The sequence below is a fragment of the Rhodoferax sp. U11-2br genome (assembly GCF_018619435.1).
Lineage (GTDB): Bacteria > Pseudomonadota > Gammaproteobacteria > Burkholderiales > Burkholderiaceae_C > Rhodoferax.
Genome location: NZ_JAHFZF010000016.1, coordinates 65447 through 91948 on the forward strand (window position 1 = coordinate 65447; position 26502 = coordinate 91948).

Annotated in this window: 27 protein-coding genes; 12 read left to right on the forward strand and 15 right to left on the reverse strand. The window is 59.7% G+C overall.

The annotated features are described in order from the left end of the window. Positions 1–29: 29 nt before the first annotated feature. The 5 genes from pflB to KKO72_RS11795 all read left to right on the forward strand — a co-directional run bounded on the left by pflB (position 30) and on the right by KKO72_RS11795 (position 5543). On the forward strand, positions 30–2273 hold the full coding sequence (pflB, locus tag KKO72_RS11775) for a formate C-acetyltransferase (protein WP_371736873.1): 2244 nt from the start codon (positions 30–32) through the stop codon (positions 2271–2273). A 12-nt stretch (positions 2274–2285) separates the two neighbouring features. Further along, positions 2286–3089, forward strand: coding sequence for a pyruvate formate-lyase-activating protein (gene pflA, locus KKO72_RS11780; RefSeq protein ID WP_214938450.1), 804 nt, complete (start codon positions 2286–2288; stop codon positions 3087–3089). Positions 3090–3099: 10 nt separating this feature from the next. Further along, complete coding sequence (locus KKO72_RS11785; RefSeq protein WP_214938452.1) at positions 3100–3567, forward strand: cyclic nucleotide-binding/CBS domain-containing protein; 468 nt, start codon at positions 3100–3102, stop codon at positions 3565–3567. Further along, positions 3564–4799 carry an OFA family MFS transporter gene (locus KKO72_RS11790; protein ID WP_214938454.1) on the forward strand — a complete coding sequence of 412 codons (1236 nt, stop codon included), beginning with the start codon at positions 3564–3566 and terminating at the stop codon, positions 4797–4799. Before KKO72_RS11785 ends, KKO72_RS11790 begins: the two co-directional genes overlap by 4 nt. A gap of 342 nt (positions 4800–5141) precedes the next feature. Next, positions 5142–5543 carry a hypothetical protein gene (locus KKO72_RS11795; protein WP_214938456.1) on the forward strand — a complete coding sequence of 134 codons (402 nt, stop codon included), beginning with the start codon at positions 5142–5144 and terminating at the stop codon, positions 5541–5543. A gap of 125 nt (positions 5544–5668) precedes the next feature. Here the strand turns inward: KKO72_RS11795 and KKO72_RS11800 are convergent, their stop codons facing one another. Beyond that, entirely contained in the window at positions 5669–6307 is a 639-nt protein-coding gene (locus KKO72_RS11800; RefSeq protein WP_214938458.1) for a TetR/AcrR family transcriptional regulator, read from the reverse strand. A 55-nt stretch (positions 6308–6362) separates the two neighbouring features. On the opposite strand from KKO72_RS11800, the gene KKO72_RS11805 reads away from it, so the two are divergent. Next, positions 6363–7556, forward strand: a complete 1194-nt coding sequence (locus KKO72_RS11805) for a TCR/Tet family MFS transporter (protein ID WP_214938460.1) — start codon at positions 6363–6365, stop codon at positions 7554–7556. Between the two features lie 313 nt (positions 7557–7869). Here the strand turns inward: KKO72_RS11805 and KKO72_RS11810 are convergent, their stop codons facing one another. Genes KKO72_RS11810 through KKO72_RS11820 form a run of 3 tightly spaced genes read right to left on the reverse strand, consistent with a single transcriptional unit; the run spans position 7870 to position 10464 of the window. Then, entirely contained in the window at positions 7870–8664 is a 795-nt protein-coding gene (locus KKO72_RS11810; RefSeq protein ID WP_214938461.1) for a phosphatase PAP2 family protein, read from the reverse strand. Further along, positions 8654–9472, reverse strand: coding sequence for a metallophosphoesterase (locus KKO72_RS11815; protein WP_214938463.1), 819 nt, complete (start codon positions 9470–9472; stop codon positions 8654–8656). Before KKO72_RS11815 ends, KKO72_RS11810 begins: the two co-directional genes overlap by 11 nt. Beyond that, on the reverse strand, positions 9469–10464 hold the full coding sequence (locus tag KKO72_RS11820) for a diacylglycerol kinase family protein (protein WP_214938465.1): 996 nt from the start codon (positions 10462–10464) through the stop codon (positions 9469–9471). Before KKO72_RS11820 ends, KKO72_RS11815 begins: the two co-directional genes overlap by 4 nt. 325 nt (positions 10465–10789) lie before the next feature. Here KKO72_RS11820 and KKO72_RS11825 point away from each other — a divergent pair, with 325 nt between their 5' ends. From KKO72_RS11825 to KKO72_RS11835, 3 genes are read left to right on the forward strand one after another with little or no spacing between them, the layout of a single operon-like run. Beyond that, on the forward strand, positions 10790–11218 hold the full coding sequence (locus tag KKO72_RS11825; protein ID WP_214938467.1) for a DUF2383 domain-containing protein: 429 nt from the start codon (positions 10790–10792) through the stop codon (positions 11216–11218). Positions 11219–11232: 14 nt separating this feature from the next. Beyond that, on the forward strand, positions 11233–11439 hold the full coding sequence (locus KKO72_RS11830; protein WP_214938469.1) for a hypothetical protein: 207 nt from the start codon (positions 11233–11235) through the stop codon (positions 11437–11439). Positions 11440–11442: 3 nt separating this feature from the next. Further along, positions 11443–11904 (forward strand): DoxX family protein, encoded by a 462-nt coding sequence (locus KKO72_RS11835; RefSeq protein ID WP_214938471.1) that lies wholly within the window; start codon positions 11443–11445, stop codon positions 11902–11904. Between the two features lie 138 nt (positions 11905–12042). On the opposite strand, the gene KKO72_RS11840 is transcribed toward KKO72_RS11835, so the two are convergent. From KKO72_RS11840 to KKO72_RS11880, 9 genes are all read right to left on the reverse strand, one after another. Next, a complete protein-coding gene (locus KKO72_RS11840; RefSeq protein ID WP_214938473.1) occupies positions 12043–12477 on the reverse strand; it encodes an N-acetyltransferase in 435 nt (144 codons plus the stop codon). A gap of 64 nt (positions 12478–12541) precedes the next feature. Continuing rightward, complete coding sequence (locus tag KKO72_RS11845) at positions 12542–12901, reverse strand: nuclear transport factor 2 family protein (RefSeq protein ID WP_214938475.1); 360 nt, start codon at positions 12899–12901, stop codon at positions 12542–12544. A 42-nt stretch (positions 12902–12943) separates the two neighbouring features. Continuing rightward, positions 12944–13594, reverse strand: a complete 651-nt coding sequence (locus tag KKO72_RS11850; protein ID WP_214938477.1) for a class I SAM-dependent methyltransferase — start codon at positions 13592–13594, stop codon at positions 12944–12946. Positions 13595–13603: 9 nt separating this feature from the next. Beyond that, a complete protein-coding gene (locus tag KKO72_RS11855) occupies positions 13604–13993 on the reverse strand; it encodes a VOC family protein (protein WP_214938478.1) in 390 nt (129 codons plus the stop codon). A 108-nt stretch (positions 13994–14101) separates the two neighbouring features. Then, positions 14102–14560 (reverse strand): BON domain-containing protein, encoded by a 459-nt coding sequence (locus KKO72_RS11860; RefSeq protein ID WP_251140607.1) that lies wholly within the window; start codon positions 14558–14560, stop codon positions 14102–14104. A 54-nt stretch (positions 14561–14614) separates the two neighbouring features. Beyond that, complete coding sequence (locus KKO72_RS11865; RefSeq protein WP_214938482.1) at positions 14615–14905, reverse strand: YciI family protein; 291 nt, start codon at positions 14903–14905, stop codon at positions 14615–14617. A 56-nt stretch (positions 14906–14961) separates the two neighbouring features. After that, on the reverse strand, positions 14962–15453 hold the full coding sequence (locus tag KKO72_RS11870) for a GNAT family N-acetyltransferase (protein ID WP_214938483.1): 492 nt from the start codon (positions 15451–15453) through the stop codon (positions 14962–14964). A 114-nt stretch (positions 15454–15567) separates the two neighbouring features. Then, positions 15568–17133 carry a methyl-accepting chemotaxis protein gene (locus KKO72_RS11875; protein WP_214938485.1) on the reverse strand — a complete coding sequence of 522 codons (1566 nt, stop codon included), beginning with the start codon at positions 17131–17133 and terminating at the stop codon, positions 15568–15570. Positions 17134–17231: 98 nt separating this feature from the next. After that, positions 17232–18290, reverse strand: a complete 1059-nt coding sequence (locus KKO72_RS11880; protein WP_214938487.1) for an AraC family transcriptional regulator — start codon at positions 18288–18290, stop codon at positions 17232–17234. Between the two features lie 277 nt (positions 18291–18567). Here KKO72_RS11880 and KKO72_RS11885 point away from each other — a divergent pair, with 277 nt between their 5' ends. The 3 genes from KKO72_RS11885 to KKO72_RS11895 are packed head-to-tail and all read left to right on the forward strand — an operon-like array spanning position 18568 to position 24222. Next, complete coding sequence (locus KKO72_RS11885; RefSeq protein WP_214938502.1) at positions 18568–19665, forward strand: efflux RND transporter periplasmic adaptor subunit; 1098 nt, start codon at positions 18568–18570, stop codon at positions 19663–19665. Between the two features lie 10 nt (positions 19666–19675). Then, positions 19676–22729: an efflux RND transporter permease subunit gene (locus KKO72_RS11890; protein ID WP_214938504.1), complete on the forward strand. Its 3054-nt coding sequence runs from the start codon at positions 19676–19678 to the stop codon at positions 22727–22729. Positions 22730–22737: 8 nt separating this feature from the next. Then, complete coding sequence (locus tag KKO72_RS11895; RefSeq protein ID WP_214938506.1) at positions 22738–24222, forward strand: TolC family protein; 1485 nt, start codon at positions 22738–22740, stop codon at positions 24220–24222. Positions 24223–24360: 138 nt separating this feature from the next. Here KKO72_RS11895 and KKO72_RS11900 read toward each other — a convergent pair whose 3' ends face one another. Both KKO72_RS11900 and nhaD read right to left on the reverse strand, forming a co-directional pair. Beyond that, positions 24361–24795, reverse strand: coding sequence for a DUF2846 domain-containing protein (locus KKO72_RS11900; protein ID WP_214938508.1), 435 nt, complete (start codon positions 24793–24795; stop codon positions 24361–24363). Positions 24796–25054: 259 nt separating this feature from the next. After that, the gene (gene nhaD / locus KKO72_RS11905; protein WP_251140608.1) at positions 25055–26368 is read right to left on the reverse strand and encodes a sodium:proton antiporter NhaD; all 1314 of its coding nucleotides are present in this window, start codon (positions 26366–26368) and stop codon (positions 25055–25057) included. Between the last annotated feature and the right edge of the window lie 134 nt (positions 26369–26502).

The window sequence follows — 26502 nt, forward strand, 5'->3', positions numbered from 1 at the left end:
CGATGGGTTCAGTGGATAAAGAGTTGGCAATGAGCACCCCGGACAAAAAAATGTCTGTGTGGGACGGCTTCAAACAGGGCAAATGGACGCGCGAGATCAATGTGCGCGACTTCATTCAGGACAACTTCACGCCCTACACCGGCGACAGCGCTTTCCTGGCACCCACCACACCACGTACCGACGAACTCTGGGGCCAGGTCAAGGAACTCATGAAGGAAGAGATCCAGAAGGGTATTCTGGACGTGGAAACCAAAGTGATCGCGGGCATTGACGCCTCCGGTCCCGGTTACATCAATAAAGGTTTGGAGCAGATTGTGGGTCTGCAGACTGATGCTCCTTTGAAACGCGCCATCATGCCGTTTGGTGGCATCCGCACGGTGCAAAGCGCCCTCAAGGCTTATGGCCGCGAGATGGATCCTGAGACCGCACGTGTCTTCAAATACCGCAAGACCCACAACGACGGCGTGTTCGATGCGTACACCAAGAAGATGATGGCGGTGCGCAGTTCCGGCATCATCACCGGCCTGCCCGACGCTTATGGCCGCGGCCGCATCATCGGTGACTACCGCCGCGTGGCTCTGTACGGGGTGAACCGCCTGATTGAAGACAAACAAGCGCAGCTGACCTCGCTCGACTTTGACGTGATGGACAGCGACACCATCCAGAAGCGTGAAGAAACCGCTGAGCAGATCCGCGCGCTCAAAGAACTCATCACCATGGCCAAGAGTTATGGTTTTGACATCAGCGAGCCTGCCAGCAATGGCCGTGAAGCCATTCAGTGGACCTATTTTGCCTACCTGGGCGCGATCAAGGAACAAGACGGTGCCGCCATGTCGCTGGGTCGGGTTTCGACCTTCCTGGACATCTACATCCAGCGCGATCTGGTCAACGGTGAACTCACCGAGTCGGCCGCACAGGAGCTGATCGACCATTTCGTCATGAAATTGCGGATGGTGCGTTTCCTGCGTCCGCCAGCATACAACGCGCTGTTCTCGGGCGACCCGACCTGGGTCACCGAAGCCCTGGGCGGTATGTCGCAAGCCGGCATCCCGATGGTCACCAAGACCAGCTACCGCTTCCTGCACACCCTGTACAACCTGGGTGCCGCGCCGGAGCCAAACCTGACGGTGTTGTGGTCCGAGCGCCTGCCAGCCAATTTCAAGAAGTACTGCGCCAAGGTGTCTATCGACACCAGCTCGTTGCAGTACGAAAACGACGATCTGATGCGCCCGCTCTACACCGACGACTACGGCATTGCCTGCTGCGTCTCGGCCATGACGATTGGCAAGCAGATGCAGTTCTTTGGTGCCCGCGCCAACTTGGCCAAGTGCATGTTGTACGCGATCAACGGCGGTATTGACGAAAAATCCGGCGAGCAAGTTGGCCCACCGTTCTCACCGATTACCGGTGACTACCTGGACTACGACGAGGTGATGTACCGCTACGAGCAGTTCATGAAATGGTTGGCTCGCCTGTACGTCAACACGCTCAACGTCATCCATTACATGCATGACAAGTATTGCTACGAACGTCTGGAGATGGCGCTGCACGACCGCGACATCCTGCGCACCATGGCCTGCGGTATGGCCGGTCTGTCGGTGGTGGCGGACTCGTTCTCGGCGATGAAATATGCCAAGGTCAAGATCATCCGCAACGAAGCGGGCTTGGCGGTGGACTACGAGATTGAAGGTGAATACCCTCAGTACGGCAACAACGACGACCGTGTGGACCAGATTGCGGTGGACATCATGACTCGCTTCATGACCGAAATCCGCAAACACGATTGCTACCGCAACGCCAAACCGACCCAGTCGATCCTGACCATCACCTCCAACGTGGTGTACGGCAAGGCCACCGGCAACACGCCAGACGGTCGCAAGGCCGGTGAACCCTTTGCGCCGGGTGCCAACCCGATGCACGGGCGGGATCACAACGGCGCGGTGGCTTCGATGGCCTCGGTGGCCAAGCTGCCCTACGAGTACGCGGCTGACGGCATTTCGTACACCTTCTCGATCGTTCCCAAAGCGCTGGGCAAACTCGACAAGGAGCGCGTGGACAACCTGTGTGGCATTTTGGACGCCTACTTCACCGATGGTGGCCACCACATCAATGTCAACGTGTTCAATGTGGAGACCCTCAAGGACGCGATGGAGCACCCTGAGAAGTACCCGCAGCTCACGATCCGTATCTCGGGCTATGCGGTCAACTTCATCAAGCTCACGCGTGAACAGCAGTTGGATGTGATCAACCGCACCCTGCACGAGCGTATCTAAGCGGGGCGGTTGATGTCGACGCACCATCTGGCCGATATGCGGGCCAGGATGGCGACCAACGTCTTGGCGCCATCCGAATCCACGCCGCTCACCGGCCGAATCCACTCTTTGGAGAGTGGTGGCATGGTGGACGGCCCGGGCATCCGATTTGTGGTGTTCACGCAGGGCTGCCCGCTGCGCTGCCTGTACTGCCACAACCCTGACACCCAGGCCCTGCGTGACGGGCGTGAGATCAGTGTGGACGCGCTGATGTCAGAGATCACCAAGTACAGGTCTTACATGAAGTTCACCGGCGGTGGGGTCACCCTCACCGGGGGTGAACCGCTGATCCAGCGTGACTTCACCCGCGAGGTGTTTCGCCGCTGCCAGGAGTTGGGCATCCACACCACGCTCGATACCTCGGGCTTTGCCCACCAGAGTGTGGCCGCCGACGTGGTGCAACACGTGGACCTGGTGATGTTGTGCATCAAGGCCTTTGATCCCGACACCCACACCCGGCTGACCGGTGTGCCGCGGGAACCCTCGCTGCGTTTTGCCGAGTACTTGAACAGCATCAACAAGAAGACCTGGATCCGTTTTGTGCTGGTGCCCGGTGTGACTGACTCGGCCGCCAATGTGGAAGGTCTGGCCCAGTTTTTGGCGCCCATGACCAACATCGAAAAGGTAGAAATCCTGCCGTTCCACAAGATGGGCGAGTACAAATGGGAGCGCATGGGTTTTAACTATGAACTCAAGGACACACCATCACCCAGCGCCGCGCAGGTGCAAGAGGTGGTGGAGACTTTTCGCAAGTACAACTTGACGGTGGACGTCTAGAAAGATAGCCATGACGACGATGAAGCTGGGGCCCGCTGCGGCATTGATGAAACGGCGGTTGACCACCGTCACACCGTATGAAACCGTGCTCACAGCGGCTGACCGCATGGTGCAGGCCAATCTGGGTGCGCTGCTGGTGGTGGACAACGACCGCCTGGTCGGCATCTTGTCGGAGCGCGACATCTTGCAGCGTGTGGTCGCACGCCGTCGCGACCCCGAAAGCACCACCGTGAGCATGGTGCTGACCCCCAACCCGGTGGCTGTGACCGAAGACACCCCGCTGGAGGAATGTATCCAGATCATCCGCACACGTGGCTTTCGCCACCTGCCGGTGATCAATGCTTACCGCCACCCGTTGGGCGTGATTTATTCACGTGACCTGTTGCAACACATCCTGAACCTGATCGAAGACTCTTTTCACCAGGAAGGCAACTTGGCCGACATCCTGGGACCGCAAAAAAACAAGGATATGGCATGAACCGTTGGTGGATGGCCGTGCTCGGCACGGCTTTGCAGATGTGTATTGGCACGGTCTACGCCTGGAGTTATTTCCAAAACCCGCTGATCGAGGCCTATGGCTGGAGCAACACCCAGGTGGCCTGGGTGTTCAGCACCACCATCCTGTTCTTGAGCCTGGGCGCTGCGGTAGGTGGCAACAAGTTGCCCGTCTATGGCCCGCGCAAACTGGCGGTGTTGGGCATTGTGCTGTTTGGCAGTGGTTACCTGTTGGGGGCACTGGCGCTGTACTTCAAGTCCTTGCCGTTTTTGTACCTGGGTTATGGCGTGATTGGCGGCACTGGCATCGGGCTGGCCTATGTGCCCCCGGTGGCCACCGTGGCCAAATGGTTTCCGGACAAAAAGGGCCTGGCTACCGGCATGGTCATCATGGGTTTTGGCCTGGGTGCCATGATCATGTCCAAGTTGATCGCACCCATGTTGCTGCAACTGTTGGATCACAGCTTTCCGCTGGTGTTTGCGGTGCTGGGTGTGGCCTTTTTGCTGCTGGCCACACCGATTGCCTGGGCCTTGCAAGACCCACCGAGTGGCAGCACCCAGGGCGGTGGTTACGGCTCGGGCGAGGGTGAGGTGCAGTTTGCCAGCACCCGCGCTTTGTTGACCTCGCGCCGGTTTGCCACCATGTGGTTGCTGATGTTCTGCAACACCGTGGCGGGCATCATGTTCATCGGTTTTCAGTCACCCATGGTGCAGGAGTTGTGGCAACGCCAGGACGCCAGCTTGACACCCGAGCAGCTGGCCAGTTATGGCGCCACGTTGATTGCGTTCAGCGCGCTGTTTAACGGAGTCGGGCGTTTTGCCTGGGGCAGCCTGTCCGACAAGCTGGGCCGTGTCAGCGCGTTTCGCATCATGTTGCTGAGCCAGTTTGCCGCGTTCCTGACGCTGGGTTTTGTGCAAAGCCCCTGGGTGTTTGGGGTGCTGGTGTGTTACATCCTGCTGTGTTATGGCGGCGGTTTTGGCACCATCCCGGCCTTTGTGTCGGACACCTTCGGCGCCAAGAAAATGGCCACCGCCTACGGCGCCATCCTGACCACCTGGGGCTCGGCCGGCATTGTGGGCCCGCAACTGGTGGCCTGGCTGCGCGACAACTACCCGGACAATGCCTCCACCTACGCGTTCTACGTGGGCGCTGCCTTTTTGCTGGCTGGTTTCCTGGTGTCCCTGGGCCTGCGCAACTCGGTCAAGAAGGCCTGAACTTTGCTGAGGGTTACAAGCCTTTTTGGCCTGTAGCCCTTTTCCCAAAAGGGCTGGCAGCTACCGTTGTTGTAGCTACTGTTGTGAGGCAGTAGGCTCAGAACGAAAGTCAGGTTCAGGCTGACAGGAGTCACAGGCATGTCGATTGCCATCGCCTGGCCGCGACCCAAAGCGGAATCCGGTTGGCCCAGACTCATTGCCTGACAGCGGACATCCAGGACTGGCCTTCCAAGGAGGTACGATGAACAGCCGAACAGGACTGATTGGCTTCTTCCAGTCTGTAGACGCCTCGGCAAAGAGCCCTAACCGGTAGTTCGCGGTTCAGCTTAAACATTAGGTCGTATGAAACCACCAATCCTCCACTTCCCGTTTACTGCGTCCGATGGAATTCACGAGTGCCGAGTAGAACTCGATTGGCTAGGATCGGAGCGCTACTACGTAGATGATTCACTAGTCCTAGATCAGTGGTCACTTCTTGGCAAAACCGCAACTTTCACCGCCCACGGTGTAAAAATTCAAGTGCGTACTCGACTTGAGTTGCGACATAGCGTCATGGAAGTACTTCTAGACGAGCAAGTGGTCATTAACAATCTGCTTGCGGACTACAACACCGAATTCAGTGCAAGTTTGAAGAAGTTTTGGGGGGCGGAAAAACCCATGGTGCTTGGCTCTTTGCGTGCGAAAGTGGGCATATGGATAGTCTTATTCCTCGCGTTCTTCATTTTCTTCAAGTGGTTGAAGTGACCTGCCCCCTATAGGGAAAAGCCTTTGCCAACGAATGACGCCCAAAGCAGTCATTGACCGATGACTCCAACTGGCCCGAAACGTAATTCGTGCTTCACAAATTCGAGGCCGCCAAACTTAATTGTCTAGGCGTAAGGTGTACCCGCCATCGCAGCTTTCAGCCCGATGATTCCCTGATCAACAATCGCCAGAAAAAGTGCCTTTGCTTCCTCCGCATCTGCCTTCTGCCGAAAGGCTTGGTGCGCCTGAATAAACGCCACGGTCCACGTCGCCATGAACAGGTTAGCGGCCAAGTGCGCTGCTGAATCGGTGAATTCTCGCCCAGCGCATTCGGCTAGCGCCACTGTGACGACTTGCGAGAGTTCATCACGAATCGCTCTGGCCCGGGCTTTCAGAGTTTCGCTGCCCTCAATGGTCGTTATGAAGCGTTGACCCTCGGCAGTAAAACTAAGGTAAGGGCTCTGTTCGGCAACCAAGCGATGTGAGAGCAGGCGCAGGGTCTCAATCGGAGTAACGCGGGGATCACGCTGACGCAAGGCTTTGCGCAAAGTTTCGCTGCCCTCTTCTTCGCGGTCAAAAAACATGTCCTCCTTGCGGGGGAAGTGATTGAACACCGTCATCCGCCCTACGTCGGCAGCCTCTGCAATTTCATCCACTGTCACCGGATCAAAGCCCCGCGCCCAGAAGAGGCGCGTGGCGGCATTGGAAATCTCTTGTCGCGTGGCAAGGCGCTTTCGAGAGCGACGGTCGGAGGGGATTGACATAGATTAATTGTATCGAGTACATTTAATGTACTTAGTACATATTAGTTTCAAGTACATGAATAAATCGCTTATCGTCATTTTCACTGCCATTGTTTTGGATGCTATTGGCATCGGCCTCATCTTTCCGATTCTGCCTTCGCTGCTGCAGAGCGTCACCCATGCTGAAAGCGCGGCGCCCTACATTGGCATCATGATGGCCCTCTACGCAGCCATGCAGTTCATTTTTGCACCGGTGCTCGGCTCACTCAGCGACCGGATTGGCCGAAGACCGGTGCTTCTGATCTCGCTCGCTGGTGCGGCCATCAACTACCTGTTCCTGGCCTTGGCGTCGAATCTCTGGATGTTGCTGCTTGGCCGTGCGATTGCTGGCCTGACAAGTGCCAACACTTCTGTGGCGACCGCCTATATCACCGATATTTCTCCGGAGGACAAGCGCGCGCGCCGCTTTGGCCTTTTGAACGCAATGTTTGGCATAGGCTTCATCATCGGCCCCGTACTCGGTGGCGCACTCGGTGACTATGGGCTGCGGCTGCCCTTCATCGCAGCGGCAGTCTTGAACACCTGCAATCTCCTGCTGGCGTTCTTCATGCTTCCGGAGTCGCGTGCACCGAGCCATCAGAAAATCGATCTAGCGGCGCTGAACCCGTTGCGACCACTGCGTTGGGCGTTCTCGGAGAAGCGCCTGCTGCCCATCACCGTCATCTTCTTCATTTTTAGCGCTGCAGGTGAAGTCTATGGGACCTGCTGGGCGCTCTGGGGGAATGACACCTTCCAGTGGAATGGACTTTGGATTGGACTTTCGCTTGGCACCTTTGGTGTCTGTCAGACGCTGGCCCAGGCCTTTCTTCCTGGCCCAGCGGTGAAATTGCTGGGCGAACGCGGGACCATTCTGACCGGCATCGTGAGCGCGTGCATGGCGCTGATCGTGATGGCTTTCGCCACACAGAGTTGGATGATCTTCGCCATCATGCCGGTCTTTGCCCTCGGCGGCATTGGCGCACCCGCTCTGCAGTCGCTGGCGACAAGGCAGGTTGATGAGAGCCAGCAGGGCCAGTTTCAAGGGGTGCTCGCATCGGCCGTAAGTCTGGCGTCCATCGTCTGCCCGCTGGCGTTCTCCAGTGTGTATTTCGCTGTCAAAGCGCAATGGCCCGGTGCCATCTGGCTGTCGGCTCTTGTCGTTTACGCGATCATGGTGCCACTGGTGCTTGGCCTGCGTTTTGGTAAGCCAGCAGCAGTTCCAGCGATATAGCACGCCATTTTGTGAAAATGGACTGCGCCAGAGCGGTCGTCTTGCCCATTCCGCAACTGACTCATAACAGAGCCAATTTCAAGACCATATAGCGGCCACTCGCGAATGACGGCAACTGGCCCGGACTTGCCGTCCAGCAGTCCATCACAGATGACTGCTTGCGCTGCACTGCGGGTACACGTTTCAGACCCCAAACGTATCAGCCAGCTTTCCGATTTACTCGAGCTGTGGCAGTCATCAAGAACCCCCCGTGTGCCAACTTACAAACATCGAGGCTACCCAACGGGCAGTGATGATGGGGCCCAGCCTCGCCTCAGCCCTTGGCGGAACGACGTAGCAGCTCCACACCCAGGATGCACAGTGCGAGCCACGTGCTGCCCGACATCCAACCGGCGATAACGTCACTTGCAAAATGTACGCGCAAAAATAGTCGGCTGACGCAGACCGAGAAGGCGATGCCTACGGCCGTCAGCAGCGCTGGCAGGTGCCACCTGGGCGGCAATAACCTCAGCGCCAGATAAGCCAACATGCCATAGGCGACCACCGCGCCGGAACTGTGTCCGCTCGGGAAGCTGAATCCTGGTGCCAGCGCCAGCCCGTCGGCATCCAGCGGTCGGGTGCGGGCAAACACCTGCTTGAGGCTGTGGTTGAGCAAACTGTTGCCGCCCACTGCAGCCACCCAACCGACGGCAAGCCCGGGTCGCCGCCGGGCCAAAAGCGCCATCGCCACGCCGATACCCAGGCCGGTGAGCACGGCCGTGTCGGCAAAGTGTGTGAGCAACGCAAACACCGGCAGTGCCAACGGCGGCACATGGGTGCGCAACGCGTCGGCGAACACCTGGTCGACCAAGCCCAATTCAGGGCCCATAAGCAGCGCTCTGGCCAGCACCGTGAAAACGCCCGCACCCATCAGCGCGGTGGTGATGCCAAGTGCGGTGTGCAGGATCCCTTGAACTCTTGGCTCGCGCAGAAGGGTGCCTGGCCGCAGCAGCCACCAGCCCGCCCAGGTGGTTGTCAGCAAAAGTGCCTGCAGCACCAGACTGATCGGCAGCGCGTGTTGGCCCGCCCAGAACGCGACTTGCGCGAGCCACTCGGCGTCAGTCCACATCGGCTGGTTTACCGGTGCGTGCCGGTTGAACGTCGTTGACAGCCGTGCGAACGAAGGTTTGGCTGGAGGCTGCGTAGTCCCAGCGCTCGATCAGGCAGCGCCCCGCAGGCGCGTCGCTGCCCCAACGCAGCAGGTTCACCGAATTCGGCACGCCGTCGCGCACGCGTGACGACACCGCGGAGCCCGCCTGCACTGCCCACATGGGCCGCGTCAGGTCGGGTAGGGCGATCACGTATGGCAGATGGATGTGTCCACCCAAAACCAGGTCGGCGCCAGCGGCGGCCCAGCGCTGCAGTGCGGCGGCGTGGCCACGCAGCAGGTTTTGCACATCAACGGCGCGCAGCACAGCAACCGGGTGATGCACCACCACCACACGTAATTGCCCTGGTTCGGCACTGGCCAACCGCTTGCTCACCCGCTCTATCTGCGCGGGCGAGACCTCCCCGTTTTTGTGCCGATACCAGCGTGTTGTATTGATACACAGCACCAGCAATTCGGGCGAAGTGTGCACAGGTTCCAGCTCTTCGCCGAAAGCTTCACAGTGCTGGGCATAGGGGTGCAGCAGGCGCGCACCTATGTTGAAAAGCGGGATGTCGTGATTGCCCGGAATAGCCAATACCGGTTTGCCAAGCCGATTGACCAAGGCGCGTGCCGCGCGGAACTGGCAAGCCCGGGCACGCTGGGTGATGTCGCCTGAGAGCACCAGCACATCGGGCTGTTGTTGCTGCGACAAAGCCACCAGCGCTTCAACCACCGAGACCTGTTCGGTGCCGAAATGGGCGTCGGAGATCTGCAGCAGAACACTCATGCGTGACCCTGTTCGGCATCGGACACCGCTGGTTCGGCCGCCGACTTGAGCAGGTACAGCGGTTTGGGGGACACCTGGAACTGCAGCGGCATGGGCATCCGGCTCACCTCGCCGTCGAACGCCACTTTCACCGTGCGGCTCCCCCATGCCCGCCTGGGTTTGACGCGCATGCGTTGAAACTTGAAGCTCTCCACCGTGTCGGCCTCACCGAGCGTGCCCATGGCCCCACGCCATATCAGCCCCAGCATGGCCACCGTGCCGATGGGGCGCAGCATCACCGCCGCAATACAGCCCTCGTCCAGTGAACTTGCCTGGGACAAACCCACTTGTTCCAGCTGCAGCCGGTTGTTGCCAACAAACAGGGTGGGGGTGGTGATCTCACGCGCGTTGGGGCCGAGTTCAATGCGCAGCCGCAGCTGGTGATGCCGACCCAGCAAGGTCACCAGACCAGCGCCGAAGGCCACCAGCCGACTGCGGCCAAAGCGGGCCTTGTAAGCCTCTCGGTCTTCCAGCAACTGGGGGTAAAGGCCGACGCTGGCGTTGACCAGGAAAACCCGGTCGTTGATCAAACCCACCTGTATCGCCACGGGCTCGCAACCCAGCAAAGCCTGCGCTGCCGCCGCAGGGTCGGTGGGGATGGCGTGTGTCCTGGCGAAGTAATTAAAAGTGCCTTGCGGCATCACACCCATGGGACAGCCCTGGGCGTGCGCGGCTTGCGCCACCGAATTGATCGTGCCATCGCCCCCCACTGCAATCACCGCCGTGCGCCGTTCGGCGGCGGTCCGGGCGGCCCGCTGGGCGACACGTGCCAGTTCGTCGGGGCGGGCAAACAACAGCTCACCGGTTCTTCCGGCGGCCTGCAGCGTTGTCTCAATGACCTGACGGGTCACATCCGCATCATGGCGGCCCGAAGCGGCGTTGATGACAAACAGCAAGTGCGCCGCATCATCTATGTCGGGAACAGGCAAGAGCGGGCATTCTGGGATGGGCATGGCGAGATTGGGTCTGCGTGGGCACGACAGTGTGCCTGATAGGTGCAGGCAAGTCAGACGCTGCGCTGGAGCAACCCTATTCAATTTGGGCAGCGCATCTCACTGTCCAACGCCTGTGTACGTCATCGAACAGACCCCTCCGCATTGGGCCGTGAAACTGACATCTCAGCCTGTTTCGTCGACCGCTGTTGGTAGCGGTAAGACACGGCAGCAATCACTTCGTGATGCCGCCGCTGGTGTTATTGAACGGACAGGCACTCTGGTCTTGCGCAGGCGACTGCAACGGGCTGCTTTGACAATCATTTTTTTACATACAGGAGCCACCATGAGCAACCGAACGACTGACGCATTGCATGACATTCACACCGCCACCAACGACGTTTTAAAAGGGTACCGGGAGATGTCGGCGCGGGCAGAGCCCGAAATCCAGACGGTGCTCGCTCGGCTCATCGCGATGCACGAAAAGCATGCCGCTGAGCAAGTGGCTGAACTCGAACTGTTGCGCGAGTCAGGCCAGGACGACTCTTCCTTGCAGGGTACCGTGAACAAAGTTGTGGTGATTTTGCGGGATTGGCTGACCGATCTGGACCGCGATGTCCTGCCAGCGGTGCGTGATGGTGAGGAGTCACTGCGCAATGAATACGGCAAAGCGCTCCAGAAGGACCAGGTGTGTGCAAACGCCTCTGTGGCGCAATTGCTGAGAACACAAATGGATGCGATCACCACCGAGATTGCTCGTTTGCCCAAAAACTGAACAAGAATGCAACCATGACTTCGCGCCGGGACAAGTTTTCTGGTGTCCTTGGGCTGACCCTAGCTGGTCAAGAAGGCGCGATGTTGGCTGAGCGTTCCACGGGTTGTTGGCTCTTAGGCGTGCACCTCTCATCAGCAAAGAGGCATTATCTTGATGTAAGTCAATTCACAGATAACATCGTCAACGAGAATCAATCTCAACTCAACCAGTTTTTAGGATAAACCATGTTTGTAAAGAGAGAAGACTTCCGTATCCAGGCGAAGAATTTCGATTTGTCTGACAGCCACAACGTCGTTCGTATCATCTGTGGTCTGTTCATGCTTCCGCATTTCGCTGGCAAATTTGTGGCTGGTAGCCTAACGGCAGGAACCATTGCCTTCTTTGGCAAGGCTGGCTTCAACCCCCCAGAAGTCTGGGCCTACATGGCAGCCTGTGCCGAACTTGTTACAGGTATGGCGCTCGTACTTGGGCTGTGCACCCGGTGGGCAGCGCTTGGTGCCGCTTTTGTGATGGCCATGGCTGTTTACGCGCTACAAGTTGTGAAAGGCTTTGGGTGGACCTGGAATACCGGCGGTTATGAATACCCCGTTTTTTGGGGTGTCGCGGCACTGGCGGTTGCCATCACAGAATTCAAACGCGCATCTGTGCAGCCCTCGGTTCGATTGCAGACGACGGCAGCCGCCTAACAAGCGGGTTGCAAAAAGATCGCTATCAAGTCTGATAGCGATCCCGAGCCTTGGTGCTGGCCCGATACCCTTGCCTTTGTTTCATATGCGTCTTGGCCCTGGGCGCTTGCCTATGTTGTTGACAGAACAGGCCGTATATCACGTGTTCAACGCCGCGAGATTTTTCTTCATGAAGTACCGCGAGAACCCCACCGGGTAGTTGGGCAGTTCACCAAAACAGCTGTAGCCCAAACGTTCATAAAAGCCGCGCGCTTGGAACTCGAAGGTGTCGAGCCAGGCGCTGTGACACGCTCGCGTGATGGCCTCGGTTTCTGCAAGCTGCATGAGTTGGGTTCCGATGCCCTGGCCGCGCAGGCTGTCCGGGACCACCAGCAGTTGGGTGAAGAGCCAGCCATACCCTGTATAGCCCCACAGTCCGCCAAGGGTTGCATCCATCTCGTCTTTCACCTGGATGACGAGTGGCCTGCCTTGGCTGGGGCCAGCCTGGCTGTCGTTGTAGGCCCGCAGTGGCGCAAGAATGGCTTGCCGAATGCTCTCGTCCGCCACATCGGTGATTGCGAGTGTGTATGTCATGTCGTCTACAAGTGGGTGGATGTTCTGTCTGTGGCCGCAACAACCGGTTCACAGCTGTCAGCAGTCAGTTCAGTCGCTTGTCGCCCGTGGCAAATGACACCTTTTGGATGAGGCCATCTTTGACTTCGTATACACACAACATTTCCACGGTGCCAAGCCCTTCAGGGAAGTTGCGGGTGATCAACTCCAGATCCACAACGATCTGGCCCATCACGGTGCGAGACAACAAGCGGGCATGCAGATCGGGTTCCGAGAATCGTGTCACAAAGCGGGCGCGTATGTCCTCATGCCCCTTGGCCAGGCGTTCCCCGTGCAGGGTGTATTGCTCGGCATCCATCGCATAGGTGGCTAACAGGGCGTCTATGTCTTTGGCGTTGTAGGCCGCCAGTTGGCGCTGGATCACTTCGAGTGGGGTAGTGGGCATCGTAAAAGCTTCAAAAATACATAACAAGATAAATGCGACCACCTAAGCCAATGGTTTGGTGGCAGCCTCTTTTTTAGCGAACACATGGATGTGATGGAAGCCATCGCGCTCTTGAACGTCCCATTCCACAACCGCCAACTGTGCTTGGTCCAGCTCTTGTAACAAATATTCAACGCTCGGGACAAAACGGTAGGCTTGACCTTCACGCTGCGTGGTGACTGACTCCGCATCACGGGCGCATAAGCTGCTGACGAAGAAGATGCCATCGTGTGACAGCAGGCGATAGACATTGTTTAAGAACACCACGCGATCCGCGCCAAGGATGCAGTGCAGGCAATTGCCATCCACGATCAAATCAAAGGTCTTGCCCTCAAGCACGCCGGGTTGACTCAGGTCTGCATGAATGTACTGAACAGGAAACTCTGACAGTTTCTCACGCGCCCAGTCAATGGCGACCTTAGAAACATCGACTCCTATGACATCAAATCCCCGGGCGGCCAGCAGCCGACACAAATGGCCCTCTCCGCAACCCAACTCCAGGACGCGGCCGTTGTGGGGAACATAGGGTTTCTGAAGAATGCGCTGCACCTGCTCTGGCCCAGATGCGATGCGGCTGTTGCCACCCCATCCGTGCCAGCCATGTTGCCGGGCTTCTTCGTACAAGGCGTCGTAGATCAGGTAGTTGCCGTGCATAGGCACCACTCAGGCCGTGATCTCGATGCGGTTGCCGTCTGGGTCCAGCACAACACTTTCGTAGTAACCATCACCGGTTCGCCGCGGGCCATCCAGCACCGGGTAGCCATCGTTTTTCAGGCGCTGGGTCAGCGCATTCACCAGCTGCTCTGAACCGAGCGAGACAGCAAAGTGTGTCAAGCCCATGCGCTGGGCACCCGGCTCAATCACAACCGGATCAAGCGTTGTGGTTGTCATCACTTCGATCCGGGCACCGTCGATGAAGCTCAGGAAGCAAGACGTAAAACCCTTCTTGGGGTTGGTGTAGCCGCTGCCTGCCGTAGCACCGAAGTACGACACATAAAACTGCTTGCAGCGTTCAAGGTTGTTGGTCCAGAGGGCGATGTGGTCGATTTTCATGATGGGCTTTGTTCGATGTGGCGCTTGACGAAAAAGCGCTCCCGGTGGCGGGCAAGCTTTGATCTGTTCGGTGTGTGGTTGACGCTGTTGAGTACCGTGATAGCGCTCTCATCGTGGCACGGTGACCAGCGCATTGATGACGGCCTCGACGTCATCGATATTGCGGACCAGTTGCTCGATCTGCAGACTCTGTTCTTCGCTGGCCACGCAGCCTTTGAGCCAGACCCAGCGGCGTTGACCCTCGACCCAAATGCTGGTGTTGGCAAACCGACCGTCGGCCAGGATCGCCTTTTTAACACGCGGGATGATCTCCTGGTCATACAGGTAGGCGTTTGACAGTCGGCAACGGCCTGACTGGTAGCAACTGGTGCCACGCTCCGCACGCCAATGCGTTTCGGCTTGCCGCTGCGCGACGGTGATCTTGGGCTTCTCTTGCTTCGGGCAGCTTGGTATGGCGTCGGTGACTTGCAGGAACGGGTCGTTGAAGTAGTTGGCTCGGTCGTCTTCTTGGGCGCCAACTGTGACGGTGAACAAAGCGGTAAGGGTGCACGGCAGCCAGCGTGTCATGGTCAAACGCATGTGAAAAAAGACGGTTAGCAGTTGCTGCGAGCAGCGCTTACATCAACCTTCCTTGAGACTGTCCAGCTCGGTGGCCGTCATGGAGGGTAAGAACTCAACGATGTTGTACTCAGCAATCTGTTCCCGATGAAACGGGTCGTTCTGAATGATGCGCTCAATCTCGGCTCGGGTTGGCGCTTTGGCCAAGATGACCCCGCCCGTGCGCGGCTCCTGGCGCCCATACATCAAAAAGTGACCGCTGGCGTAGTGAGACGCCAGATAGGCCCTGTGTTCCGCCACAAAACAGTCAACCTCAGAGAGTGGCTTGATGTAGTTCAGCAAAATGACAAACATGACGTGATTCTTTATGTGTTTGGTTAGAGAATAGGTGCTTGCGCCCACTGAAGCCATCAGACTTCACTTTTGATAAACAGTTGCTCATTCACTTCCATGCCCCACTGATGGCCAAGTTGCTCTTTGGCCAGCTGGAAACCGTACTTTTCGTACAGATGCCGCGCCGCATGGAGTTGGTCAAAAGTCCAGAGGTACACCTTGCGGTATGACTTGCTGCGACAGAAATCCATGGCGGCGCTCAGCAGCTGCTTGCCCGCGCCTGAGCCACGCAGCTTGTCAGAGACGATGAACCAACGCAGATGCGCGCCTTTGTCTTCGGCCTTTGCACCATCAATGACGATTGAGCCCAGGATCTCACCGGATGCCACGGCCAGCCACATCCCATCGCGGGTGGGATCCATATTGACGCAGAATTCGGCCAGTTCAGAGGCAACCTTGGCCTCGAACGCCACGCCGAACCCACTGTGTTCGGCATAAAACGACGCGTGTAATTCGGCGATTCTGCCGATGGTGCCAGGCAGATAACCTGGGTAGAGGTGCATGTCCATGGATGTGTGGCCTGCCAGGTCAATCAGGATGATAAAGAAATGTGCCTCTAGCCCTTATGGATAAAGGGGAAGTAGCTACATATGGAATAGCGTTTGGCGTCACGGTTGCTCAGGTCAACCCATCTGGGGGTTGGTCGAGAGTTTAAAGACCGACACCACCTCCACCAGCTCCTGCGCCTGAGATTTGAGGCTGCTGGCCGCAGCGGCCATTTCCTCCACCAGGGCGGCGTTCTGCTGGGTGGCCTGGTCCATGTGGGTCACCGCCTCGCTGACCTGGGCTACGCCCTGACTTTGTTCGGAGCTGGCGGCGCTGATCTCCCCCATGATGTCGTTCACGCGGCGGATCGAGCTGACCACCTCGGCCATGGTGACACCGGCCTGGTCCACCAGCGCGGAGCCTTGTTCGACACGGTGCACACTGTCGGTGATCAGGCTCTTGATTTCCTTGGCCGCGTCGGCCGAGCGGCCAGCCAGGCTGCGCACCTCGCTGGCCACCACCGCAAAACCGCGACCCTGTTCACCAGCGCGGGCGGCTTCCACCGCAGCGTTCAGGGCCAGGATATTGGTCTGAAAGGCAATGCCGTCGATCACGCCGATGATGTCGGCGATCTTGCGCGAGCTGTCGTTGATGCCCTTCATGGTGGCCACCACCTGGTTGACCACCTCACCGCCCTGGATCGCCACCGTGCTGGCACTTTGCGCCAACTGGTTGGCCTGGCGGGCGTTGTCGGCGTTTTGCCGTACCGTGGCACTGAGCTCCTCCATCGATGCGGCGGTTTCTTCGAGCGCGCTGGCTTGTTGTTCGGTGCGTTCACTCAGGTTGTTGTTGCCCTGGGCAATTTCGGCACTGGCCACCGACACCCCTTGGGAGCCTTGGCGTACATGGTTCACAATGCCCGCCAACTGGTTCTTCATGGTAGACAGGGCTTGCAGCAACTGCGCTGTTTCGTCCTGGCCTACCACCTGGATGTCGGCGCTCAGGTCCCCCTCGGCCACCCGGGTGGCAACCGCCAGCGAGTTTTTCAGCGGTCCGGTGATGCCCACCGTGAGCAGCCAGGCACACAGCGCACCCAAAGCCAGGGCACTCATGGCCAGAGCCATCAGCAGATTGCGGCTGGTGTGCTCAATGTCGGCAATTTCTTTGGCACGGGTGTCCAGGTTCTGGCGCTGCACCGCCAGAAATTCACCCACCAGCTTCATGTAACCGTCGGCTGCGGGCAGGTAATCTTTCTCAAGGATGCTGTTGGCTTCCTCGACCTGGCCATCACTTTTGAGTTTGGTGACCTGGTCGCGGCTGGTCAAGTAGAGTTTTCGTACCTCGGAGATCTTGGCAAACAGGGCTTTTTCCTCTGGAGACGAGATCAGCGGTTCGATCTTCTTCAGCAGTTCGCTGGTGCTTTTGGTGATTTCGGCTGCATTGGCTGCAAAAAATGGCACCAGGCTGGCGTCGCTGCTTTTGGCCACGGCTGTGGTGCGGATCACTGCCACATTGATGTTGCGGCTCCAGTCCGAGATGTAGCGTTCTTTGGCCAGCGGTTCCTGCATCATGTCCTGGCTGGCTTGAGCCAAGCTGTTGAGCTGAACCACACTGAAGGCGGTGATCACCACCACCAGGGCCAACACCAGGGCAAAACCCAGCGCCAGACGCACACCAATTTTCAACGAAGACACCATGTTCATAAACCGACTCCTGAGGATGGGAAGAACAGACCAGTCGTTTGCAGTCGCCGTGGCACCGGGAAGTAACCGCAGCTATTGTGAGGGTAAATGGGTTGGCGTCAACACCTGGCGCGAAAAGCCGTTGGCAGTTCACCAGACCAGCGCTTGAAAGCGCGTCGGAAAGCTCTGGCATCCGAGTAACCGACCGCCTGCGCGACCTCTGCGATAGTGTTTGACGAGTTCTGCAGCAGATCGCGGGCACGTTCGAACAGAGCGGCGTCACGCAACCCACGAAAACCGACCGACTGTTTGTCCAGACGACGGCGCAAGGAGCGCTCGCTCAGGTTCAGCTGGCGTGACAGGTCGCTTTGGCTGGGGCGATCTTCGATGCCAAAACGGATGCGGTTGGACAAGGACTCCACCAGATCATGGCGCCCCACCGGTTGCTTGAGCAAAGAATTGAGCTGCTCGCGGATCAGTCCGCAGGTGATGCGGTCGTAGCCGGGCAGGCGCGCGCCCAGCCAGTGTGACTCCAGGGTCACGCGGTTGCAACCCGCGTCAAAGCGAACCGGGCAGCGAAAGAAGTGTGTGTACACCTCCTTGTGCGCCCCGCCGTCGAATGCCAAGTCCACCCGTACCGGCTTAAATGAGGGACCGACAAGATAACGGCTGACCGACAGCGCAGCTGCAAACGATTCCTCGATCAAAAAGGGTTCGATCGTCAGGTCAAAAATGCGGGGTACCACCTCCAGGTGCATTTCACGGCCATGGTCCTCAAAGAGGTGGCGCATCATTGCACCCGCTTCGGTCTGCCGACTCAGGCCGTAGCTGATGGCCTCGCCAAAAGTCTCGCAAGTCAACATGGCCAGGCCGGGCAGACCCCATGACACCGGCGTTTGACGCCCCCCTGCGGCCAGACCCAACGCGGGCTCCCCCAGCAGCTTCTGCGCACGCAGGATCAAGCTGCGTACCTGAAGGTGAGATAGAAGCATCTCGCGGTTTTGCAAATCCTGATGGCTGAAGCCCAATCCGCGACAAATGCGTTCGGCCGACAGCCCGCGGTCTTCCACCAAGCCCAGCAGTGAGCGCGCTGTGTAGGGCACGATATTGGCCGCGGCTTGCATTTGGGGTGGCACGGATGACGGTTGTGCGTGTTGGCGCTCGGTCGGGTGTTTCATGGTTTGCCAGAAAGGGTGACTGGGACACCTCCATGATGCCCGAAGGCTCAGGTAAGGAAACGGAGAAACCAAAATTCGTCCGAAATAGCCCCCTGCATGGCCAGATTTGTCACTAGCCAGGGTATAGGCAATCCATCTGACTCTACTGTGGCCGAAACAAACACCATGCATGACCCGTTTGGTCCCCATGTTCGACCTAACCAGCACCTACAGTGCGTCCGCTGGCCAAAACACGTCTTTGGTCCTCCATCAAAACCCACTAGGAAAGCAAAGCACCGTGTTCATTCACCCCAATTACCTCTGGCAAGCCCGCCCAGCTGCGCTGACGGCTGGCATGCTGTCCCTGGCTTTTGTCCTGTCCGCATGCTCCCACAGCGATACTGCTGCAGTGGCCGATCCGGTCCGCCCAGCCTATGTGGCCACAGCCCGCAGCAGCGAGGAAGCCCTGCAGACTTTTGTCGGTGATGTCCGTGCTGCTCGACGTGCGGAGTTGTCGTTTGCGGTGGCCGGTTTGGTCACCAGCGTGACTGCGCAGGTGGGGGATGTGGTGCGCCAGGGGCAAGTCCTGGCCAGTCTGGACGATCAGCCTTTGCAAGCGCAACTGGCTGCGGCCAGTGCCGAACTGCAGCGCAGTCAAGCCCAGCTGGCAGAAGCGCAGCATCGCGTGGAGCGGATGCGCCCGGCACAGCAGGCCGACGCCGCCAGCGCTACCGAATGGGGTGCGGTTCAGCTGGAGCTGGCCAGCGCTCAGGCCGCTGTGAATGCCGCCCAGGCGCAGCGCCAGCAAGCCGCCTGGGCTGTCGAGCAGGCCCGTCTGCGTGCTCCGATCAACGGTGTAGTTTCCCTGCGTAGCCTGGAGCCTGGTCAGGCCACCGGCCCTGGTACACCTGTACTTGCGGTGGAGGGGGGTGGACGTGAGCTCGTGATTCAGGTGCCGGGCAACCTGAACCTCAAACCCGGTCAGGCCATCACCCTGCATGGCCAGGGAGAGACATGGCCGAGTCGGGTACTGCGCAGCGCCGAACGTCTCGATGCTGGCGGTGTGCGCCAGGTCTGGCTGGCCGTGCCAGAAGCCGCGCAGCTTGGCTCGACCTGGTCTGTCGCGCTGCACAGTCTGAAACGTGGTGATGCCCAGGCGGGGGTACAGGTGCCGTTGCGGGCTGTTCTGCCAGGCAAGACCAGCCAGGTCGGCAGCGCCCTGCGGCTGGCTGCCGACGGGCAAACCCTGGAGCAGGTCACTTTGACCCTGGGTGCGGTGGTGGGTGACTGGATTGAGGTGACACAGGGTCTGCACGCGGGTGAGCAGGTGGTTGTCGCCGGTGCCCTGGCCTTGCGTGCGGGCATGAAGGTCCAGCCGGTTGTGGCCAAACTCTAAGGGGCGCGCCATGACAAGCCTCACTGTCGCGGCCTTGCGCCGCCCTCGTTTCACCTTGCTCGCTGCCCTGGCGCTGATCCTGGCTGGCCTGTGGCTGGCGCTGGATTTTCCGTCCACTGAAGAACCTCAAATCACGGTGCGCACCGCCACCGTGCTGAGTTTTGTGCCTGGCGCTTCGGTGGAGCGCATGGAGCAATTGATAGCGCGCCCGACCGAAGAAAGCGTTCGAGGCCTGCCCGAGGTCAAACGCATCAAAACCACGGTGCGCCCGGGCTTTGTATTCACCTATGTCGAGCTGGATCCAACCGTCTCTGCCAGTCAGTTGCCAGCCGTCTGGCAACGCCTGCGCACACGCATGAACGACCTGCAACCGTCCTTGCCCGAGGGCACGGTCGGGCCTTTGGTGGACGACGAATTTGGCAGTGTTGCGGTACTCACCATGGGTCTGACTGGGCCAGGTTACAGCGCAGGTGAGCTGCGTGAACACGCACGTCGCATGCGTGATACGCTGCTGCAGCTCAAAGGTGTGGAGCGGGTGTCCCTGCATGGCATCCGCGACGAGCAGGTGCAGATCCTGCTGGATGTGCCAGCCCTCGGGGCGCGTGGCATCAGCCCAGGGGTGGTGGCGCAGGCGGTGGCCCGGCGCAATGTGCTTGCGCCCGCGGGCGCCATGGATGTGGCAGGCACCGAGATTGCGTTGTCGGTCAGTGGTGATGTGGCTAACCTGGATCAGCTGCGCAACACCCCCATCCCCTTGCCCGGCGGCGGCGTGGTGCCACTGAGCCAGGTCGCTCGTGTCGAGCGGGTAGCTCAAGACCCACCGCTGGTCGGTGCTTTTGTGAATGGTGTGCCCGCAGCGGTGATTGCGGTGTCGATGGACCCCGGGCTTAATGTTGTCAGTTTTGCCGAGCGCCTGCGTGACGAGGTACAAAGTCTGGAGTCCACGCTGCCCGCAGGTATGGCGCTGGTGCCCATTACCGATCAGGCGCAGATCGTCACCAAACAGCTCAAACAAGTGGGCCAGGTGTTCATCGAGACCACCGTCATCGTGATGGCTGTGGTGGTGCTGTTCCTGGGGCTGCGCACCGGCTTGATCGTGGGCGCCATCGTGCCCACCACGGTGCTAGGAGCGCTTGGGCTGATGAAGCTCGCTGGCATTGACCTGCACATCATCTCAATTGGTGCCATCATCATCGCGCTGGGCCTGTTTGTGGACAACGCGATTGTGGTGGCCGAGGACATGGAGCGCCGCCTGAGCCTGGGCGAGCCGCGCGAAACGGCCGCCGCAGAGGCTGGGCGCACCATGTTTGTGCCGCTGCTGGTGTCCTCACTGGCCATCATCCTGACCTTCATGCCGCTGGTTCTGAGTCAAACCGAGATCGGTGAATACCTGCGCAGCATGGGCATTGTGATGGCCATCGCCTTATTGTTGTCGCTGTTGCTGGCCATGACGGTCACGCCGCTGCTGTGCCAGCGTTTTGCACGACACCATGTCGAGTTGAGCCGTACCGCCAGGGTGGTGGAGGCGCTCACCGGGTGGTACCGTGGCCGGGTGCGCTGGGTGCTGGGCCACAAAGCCCTGTATGTGGGTAGCATGGTCGTTTTGCTGGGGCTGGCAGGCTGGTTGTTCACCCAGGTTCCGTCCGAATTGATGCCCGCTTCCGAGCGCAAGCAGTTGCAAATGTCCATCGAGTTGTCCCCTGACGCCAGCCGCGCCAAAACACTTGCCATATCCGATGAGATCAGCCGTGCACTCAGTGACAAGCAGGCTTTCCCTGAGCTGGCCAGTCATGCGCTGTACATGGGTGACGGTGGCCCGCGTTTCATCCTGGCATTGAACCCGCCCACACCTGCTGCACACCGTGCTTATGCGGTGCTCACGCTGGCTCCCGGCGCCACCCATGCGGCGGCGATGGAGCTCCTGCGCAGTGGCCTGGCTCAGCGCTTTCCTGATGTGAAGTTCGAACCAAAACGGTTTTCGATGGGGTCATCTGACGCTGGGCTGGCGGTCGTGCGTCTGACCAGTGCGGACGGCACCAGCCACCGCGCTGCCGCCGAAAAGCTGCTGGCTGCCTTGCAGTCCCAGCCAGGCATGGTGGACGTGAACAGTGATGCCGAGCACGAGATTCGCCAACTCGACGTGCGCGTCGATCAGGCCCGCGCCCTGGCTGCGCATGTCAGCAGTGCCGATATCGCCAGTAGCCTGAATCTGTTGCTGGCCGGTTCGGCCATCTCACAATACCGGGACGGTGACACCGTGTTGCCGGTGCTGTTGCGCGGCCCCGGCGCACTGCGCACACGGGTGGAACAACTGGCGGCCTTGCCCGTCCAGAAAGCCGATGGCAGTGGCAGCGTGCCACTGGGTCAGGTGGCCCAGTTGCGCCTGGTGAGTCAGCCCTCGGTGATCCAGCGTTACAACCAGCAGCGCACGGTGACCGTCAGCGCCAAGAACCCGCAACTCACCGCACAAGGCATTGTGGATCGGGTGCAGCCGGTGCTGGACGAGATTCTGGCCAGCGGCAAGGTTCAGATCGCTCTGGGTGGTGAGATCGAGGAAAACGCCGACGCCAATGCCACCATCATGGCGCTGCTGCCTGCCTGCGTGGTTGCCATGTTCCTGCTGTTTGTGTGGCAGTTCGACAGCCTGCGCAAGAGTCTGATCATTCTGGCCAGCATCCCGTTTGTGGGCATTGGCGCAGCGCTGGCGCTCACCGCCACCGGCACCACGCTGACCTTTGTCGGCACGCTGGGTTTGCTGGCGCTGTCGGGCATCATCGTCAACAACGGCGTGTTGTTGCTCGACGCCATCGAAGAAGCCCGACGCAACGGACTGCCTGCAGCGCGGGCCATTGAAGAAGCGGCGGCCAAGCGCCTGCGTCCGATCGTCATGACCAGTCTGGTTTGTACCCTGGGGCTGGTGCCACTGGGCCTGTTTGGTGGTGTGGTCTGGACCAGTCTGGCGGTGGTGATGATGGGCGGTCTGGCGCTGGGCACCCTGATCACGCTGGGTCTGATCCCGGCACTGTACGCCGTTGCCTACCGGGTGTCGGCCAACCAATTGTGAGAAACACCATGTTGAAGAACCCCCCTGATATCGCGCGCAGCGCAGCAACACTGCTTGGCCTGTCAACCCTGCTGGCTGTGCTCACAGGCTGCGCCAATGTGGCGCCAGCCAGCCACTTGCCCGACATCACCCAACGCAGTGGCGTGGCACAGCAGTTGACACCGGCAGCAGCGGCAGCCGGATTGCAACTGGGCGTGCCCAGTCGCAGCTGGTGGCAAGACCTGGCTGACCCCCGGCTCAATACGCTGATGGATCTGGCCATGGCAGGTAACCACGTGCGTCTGGCCGCGTTGGCCGCCGTCAAGGAAGCCCGTGCGATGGCCGGTGTGGCCGAGCGGGCGAGCCTGCCCCAAGGCAGTCTGAGCGCCCAGGTGCAGCGCCAACGCGCCTCCATCGCAGAGGTGGACCCTTATCAACAGGGGCTGCCACGTCCACCCGAACAGTCGCTGGCCAGCGTGGGACAGATGGTGTCCTGGGAGCTTGACTTGTTTGGCCGCCTTGGCACGGCCAGCGCCGTCGCTGAGCGCCAGGCTGATGCGGCCCGCGCCGAGGCCCATGCGGCCACTGCCTTGTTGCAAGCCGAAGTTGTGCGCCAGTATGTGCGACTGCGCCTGCACCAGCAGGAACTCCTGCAACTGGACCAGGAGTTGACCGCCTTGGGCCAACGCCAGACACAGATGCAGGCGCGGGTGGCTGCCGGTCTGGCCGATCAGCGCGAAGCCTTGGCTGTGACAGCTGAGCTGGCGCAACTGCGGGCGCAGCAGGCCCAGACCCAGGCATTGACACACGTCACCGCAGCGGCTCTGGCCACGCTGGCAGGTCGCGCACCGACCCAAACCGATGCGACTTGGCAAGCCCTGCTGGCTGTCGCTGATTTGCCAGCGGTGCCAGGCTCGGCCGGTCTGGTGCAGCCCAATGACCTGCTGGCCAATCGGCCCGACGTGGCCCGGGCTGACGCCTTGCTGCGCGCCAGCCTGGGCAACGTGGTGCTGGCTGAGCGGGCCCACCTGCCACGGCTGAGCCTCAACCTTAACGTCGGAGCCAACGCTCTGGCGGGTAAGCTGGGCAGCGCGGGTGCACTGCGTTATGCCGCCGGACCGGTGCTGCAATGGGACTGGCTCGACATGGGCCGCATCCAAGCTCAGGCCGCAGCGGCGCAGGCAGGCAGTGAACGCGCCTGGCATGGTCTGGAGCAGACGGTGCTCAAAGCGCTGGAGGACAGCGAGTCCGCCTTGCGTGGCTGGGTGGCCGCCCAGCTGATGCTGCAGCGCGCACAACAAGCAGAACAAGCGGCCCGGGCCACCGCTCAATACAGTGGTGTGCGAGCCCGTGCCGGGCTGGAGCCAGGCAGCCTGGCACAGGACCACTGGGTGCAGCAGTTGCGAGCCCAGCGCGCCACCCTGGTCGCCCAGGCGACCGCCATCGAGAGTTTTTCCCAAGTGCAGTTGGCCTTGGGTGCCTGGCAGCCAGAGGAGGTGGTGTCCCTGCGGTAAGCGTGCTTGGGTGGACAAGCTCCGTGAGCCTCAACGCAAGCGTAGCCTCAAACACCTGGGACAGGCTGATGGCGACAAGTCAGCCGCCCCCAAAGCCGTCAGAGTACCCAGTCCTTGTTCTGCAGGGGGCAGCGGTGTTTACTTGGTGTTGGCGAGCTTGCTTTCCAGCACGCCTTTTTGACCTTGTGTTGCATCCACCAGGTGCAGCTTGGTGCGTGCATACAACACGCCCATCTTCACCTCTTGCCAGATGTAGAGCAGTGCGCCGGGTTTGGCGTCGATCTCCAGAGAGTCGGTGTTTTCTGCCTTTGAGCTCAGCGTGTGTTTGCCTGGTGCCACTTCTTTGTACAGGAAGGTTTTGGCGGCGGTCTGACCGATGGGTTTGCCATCCAGTTCGACATCCATCTTCACTGCGCCCCCCATGGATTCGTTGCGGTAAATGTAGACAGCGGTATTGTCCTTAGGGGCTGTGAACTTCTTGGCCGAGGCGTCCTGTTTGGCATCACCCATGTTGACGGAGGCGCAGCCAACCAGGCTGAGGGTGACGGCGGCGAGTGCAATGAACTTCTTCATGCGAAATACTTTCTGGGTCGTTGAGAAAATAGATAACCACGCTGGCAACGTTGAGGATGAGCATCGTCATCGGTGGGTGGATGCGCGTCGAACAAACGACTTGGCCATCCGTGGTTGGCCGCAGGATGATAGGGGGCTTTTGTCGGGGCAAAATGGGCCGTCAGTGGCATCCTGAGGGCTAAAGCGAGGTTCTTTGCGCCAGGTCAAACAGGCTGAATACAACCCAAAAAAACTGCAGCGCCAGCTGCAGCGGCTGGCCTCAATGCATCAATTGGTACTGCAACAAATACACCCCAGCGCCGGCCAGATAACCCACCAGAGCCAGAGCACCGATTTTCTTGAGATACCAGAAAAACTGGATCTTTTCCAGCCCCATGGCGGCCACCCCGGCGGCAGAGCCAATGATCAGGATCGAGCCACCGGTGCCTGCGCAGTAGGCCAGGAACTCCCAAAAGAAATGGTCCTGCGGGAACTGCTCCAGGCTGTACATGCCCATGGATGCGGCCACCAGCGGCACGTTGTCGACCACGGCGCTGGCCAGGCCGATGATCATCACGATGATGTCCTGGCGCCCGACGGCCTGGCTCAACCACTGTGCCAGCGAGGTCAGCACGTGGGTGTGCTCCAGCGTGGCCACCGCCAGCAAGATGCCGATGAAAAACACCAACGAGCCCATGTCGATCTTGCTCAGGGCATGGACCAGGGTGAAATGCTGTTTGGCCTCGTCTTCCTTGCGGCGATGCACGATGTCACCCACCACCCACAACAGCCCCAGGCCAAACAAGATGCCCAGGAACGGTGGCAAATGGGTCAGTGTCTTGAACGCCGGTACCGCCACCAGAATGCCCAACCCCAGGAAAAACATCAGATTGCGTTCAAACAGGGTGGTGTGTGAACCGGCCATTGAAGCCGCCTTGGCGGGTGCCACCGCAGCCCGGCCACGCAGCATATAAGCCACGATCGCCAGTGGCACCAGCAGGCTCACCAGTGAGGGCAGCAACACGCCCTGGATGATCGCCAGGCTGGTGATCTGCCCACCAATCCACAGCATGGTGGTGGTCACGTCACCAATGGGTGACCAGGCGCCACCCGCGTTGGCGGCAATCACGATGATGCCGGCGAAAAACAGGCGGTCTTCGCGTTTGGCCAGCAGCTTGCGCATCAGTGAAATCATCACGATGGTGGTGGTCAGGTTGTCCAGGATGGAACTCAGGAAAAACGTGACAAAGCCCACCAGCCACATCAGCGTGGACAGCTTGGCGGTCTTGATGCGTGAGGTGATCACCTCAAAACCGTTGTGGGCGTCCACCACCTCCACAATCGTCATCGCCCCCATCAGAAAAAACACGATCTGTGCCGTGCTCATGAGCGACTCACTGAGCTGTTCACCCACCAGGTGGTGGTCACCCACCGACAGCGCGTACAGCGTCCACATCAGGCCAGCGCCAACCAGGGCCGAGCCCGATTTGTTGATTTTGAGGGGGTGTTCCAGCGCAATGGCCGCGTAGGCCACCACAAAAACGGCAATCAGGGCCGGGGCCACCAGGGCGACGGTTTGGGGTGCAAGAGACATGGTCGAAGTTACTCCGCGTGGCGGCCCGACCAGCGCTAACAACCTGCTACACCACAACACGCAATGTAAACACCCGGGGCGCATTCTAGATGCACTTGAGCACACAAAGTTTGGCCAACGGCTGAGCTCTATCG

What these genes read in the sequence shown, in the direction of transcription:
- KKO72_RS11830 (WP_214938469.1), top strand. Translation starts at nt 11,233, where the DNA reads ATGACTTCGCGCCGGGACAAGTTTTCTGGTGTCCTTGGGCTGACCCTA.
- KKO72_RS11840 (WP_214938473.1), bottom strand. Translation starts at nt 12,477, where the DNA reads ATGACATACACACTCGCAATCACCGATGTGGCGGACGAGAGCATTCGG.
- KKO72_RS11845 (WP_214938475.1), bottom strand. Translation starts at nt 12,901, where the DNA reads ATGCCCACTACCCCACTCGAAGTGATCCAGCGCCAACTGGCGGCCTAC.
- pflA (WP_214938450.1), top strand. Translation starts at nt 2,286, where the DNA reads ATGTCGACGCACCATCTGGCCGATATGCGGGCCAGGATGGCGACCAAC.
- KKO72_RS11785 (WP_214938452.1), top strand. Translation starts at nt 3,100, where the DNA reads ATGACGACGATGAAGCTGGGGCCCGCTGCGGCATTGATGAAACGGCGG.
- KKO72_RS11800 (WP_214938458.1), bottom strand. Translation starts at nt 6,307, where the DNA reads ATGTCAATCCCCTCCGACCGTCGCTCTCGAAAGCGCCTTGCCACGCGA.
- KKO72_RS11875 (WP_214938485.1), bottom strand. Translation starts at nt 17,133, where the DNA reads ATGAACATGGTGTCTTCGTTGAAAATTGGTGTGCGTCTGGCGCTGGGT.
- KKO72_RS11855 (WP_214938478.1), bottom strand. Translation starts at nt 13,993, where the DNA reads ATGAAAATCGACCACATCGCCCTCTGGACCAACAACCTTGAACGCTGC.
- nhaD (WP_251140608.1), bottom strand. Translation starts at nt 26,368, where the DNA reads ATGTCTCTTGCACCCCAAACCGTCGCCCTGGTGGCCCCGGCCCTGATT.
- KKO72_RS11850 (WP_214938477.1), bottom strand. Translation starts at nt 13,594, where the DNA reads ATGCACGGCAACTACCTGATCTACGACGCCTTGTACGAAGAAGCCCGG.
- KKO72_RS11825 (WP_214938467.1), top strand. Translation starts at nt 10,790, where the DNA reads ATGAGCAACCGAACGACTGACGCATTGCATGACATTCACACCGCCACC.
- KKO72_RS11880 (WP_214938487.1), bottom strand. Translation starts at nt 18,290, where the DNA reads ATGAAACACCCGACCGAGCGCCAACACGCACAACCGTCATCCGTGCCA.
- KKO72_RS11860 (WP_251140607.1), bottom strand. Translation starts at nt 14,560, where the DNA reads ATGACACGCTGGCTGCCGTGCACCCTTACCGCTTTGTTCACCGTCACA.
- KKO72_RS11895 (WP_214938506.1), top strand. Translation starts at nt 22,738, where the DNA reads ATGTTGAAGAACCCCCCTGATATCGCGCGCAGCGCAGCAACACTGCTT.
- KKO72_RS11900 (WP_214938508.1), bottom strand. Translation starts at nt 24,795, where the DNA reads ATGAAGAAGTTCATTGCACTCGCCGCCGTCACCCTCAGCCTGGTTGGC.
- KKO72_RS11820 (WP_214938465.1), bottom strand. Translation starts at nt 10,464, where the DNA reads ATGCCCATCCCAGAATGCCCGCTCTTGCCTGTTCCCGACATAGATGAT.
- KKO72_RS11790 (WP_214938454.1), top strand. Translation starts at nt 3,564, where the DNA reads ATGAACCGTTGGTGGATGGCCGTGCTCGGCACGGCTTTGCAGATGTGT.
- KKO72_RS11805 (WP_214938460.1), top strand. Translation starts at nt 6,363, where the DNA reads ATGAATAAATCGCTTATCGTCATTTTCACTGCCATTGTTTTGGATGCT.
- pflB (WP_371736873.1), top strand. Translation starts at nt 30, where the DNA reads ATGAGCACCCCGGACAAAAAAATGTCTGTGTGGGACGGCTTCAAACAG.
- KKO72_RS11890 (WP_214938504.1), top strand. Translation starts at nt 19,676, where the DNA reads ATGACAAGCCTCACTGTCGCGGCCTTGCGCCGCCCTCGTTTCACCTTG.
- KKO72_RS11865 (WP_214938482.1), bottom strand. Translation starts at nt 14,905, where the DNA reads ATGTTTGTCATTTTGCTGAACTACATCAAGCCACTCTCTGAGGTTGAC.
- KKO72_RS11835 (WP_214938471.1), top strand. Translation starts at nt 11,443, where the DNA reads ATGTTTGTAAAGAGAGAAGACTTCCGTATCCAGGCGAAGAATTTCGAT.
- KKO72_RS11810 (WP_214938461.1), bottom strand. Translation starts at nt 8,664, where the DNA reads ATGTGGACTGACGCCGAGTGGCTCGCGCAAGTCGCGTTCTGGGCGGGC.
- KKO72_RS11795 (WP_214938456.1), top strand. Translation starts at nt 5,142, where the DNA reads ATGAAACCACCAATCCTCCACTTCCCGTTTACTGCGTCCGATGGAATT.
- KKO72_RS11870 (WP_214938483.1), bottom strand. Translation starts at nt 15,453, where the DNA reads ATGGACATGCACCTCTACCCAGGTTATCTGCCTGGCACCATCGGCAGA.
- KKO72_RS11815 (WP_214938463.1), bottom strand. Translation starts at nt 9,472, where the DNA reads ATGAGTGTTCTGCTGCAGATCTCCGACGCCCATTTCGGCACCGAACAG.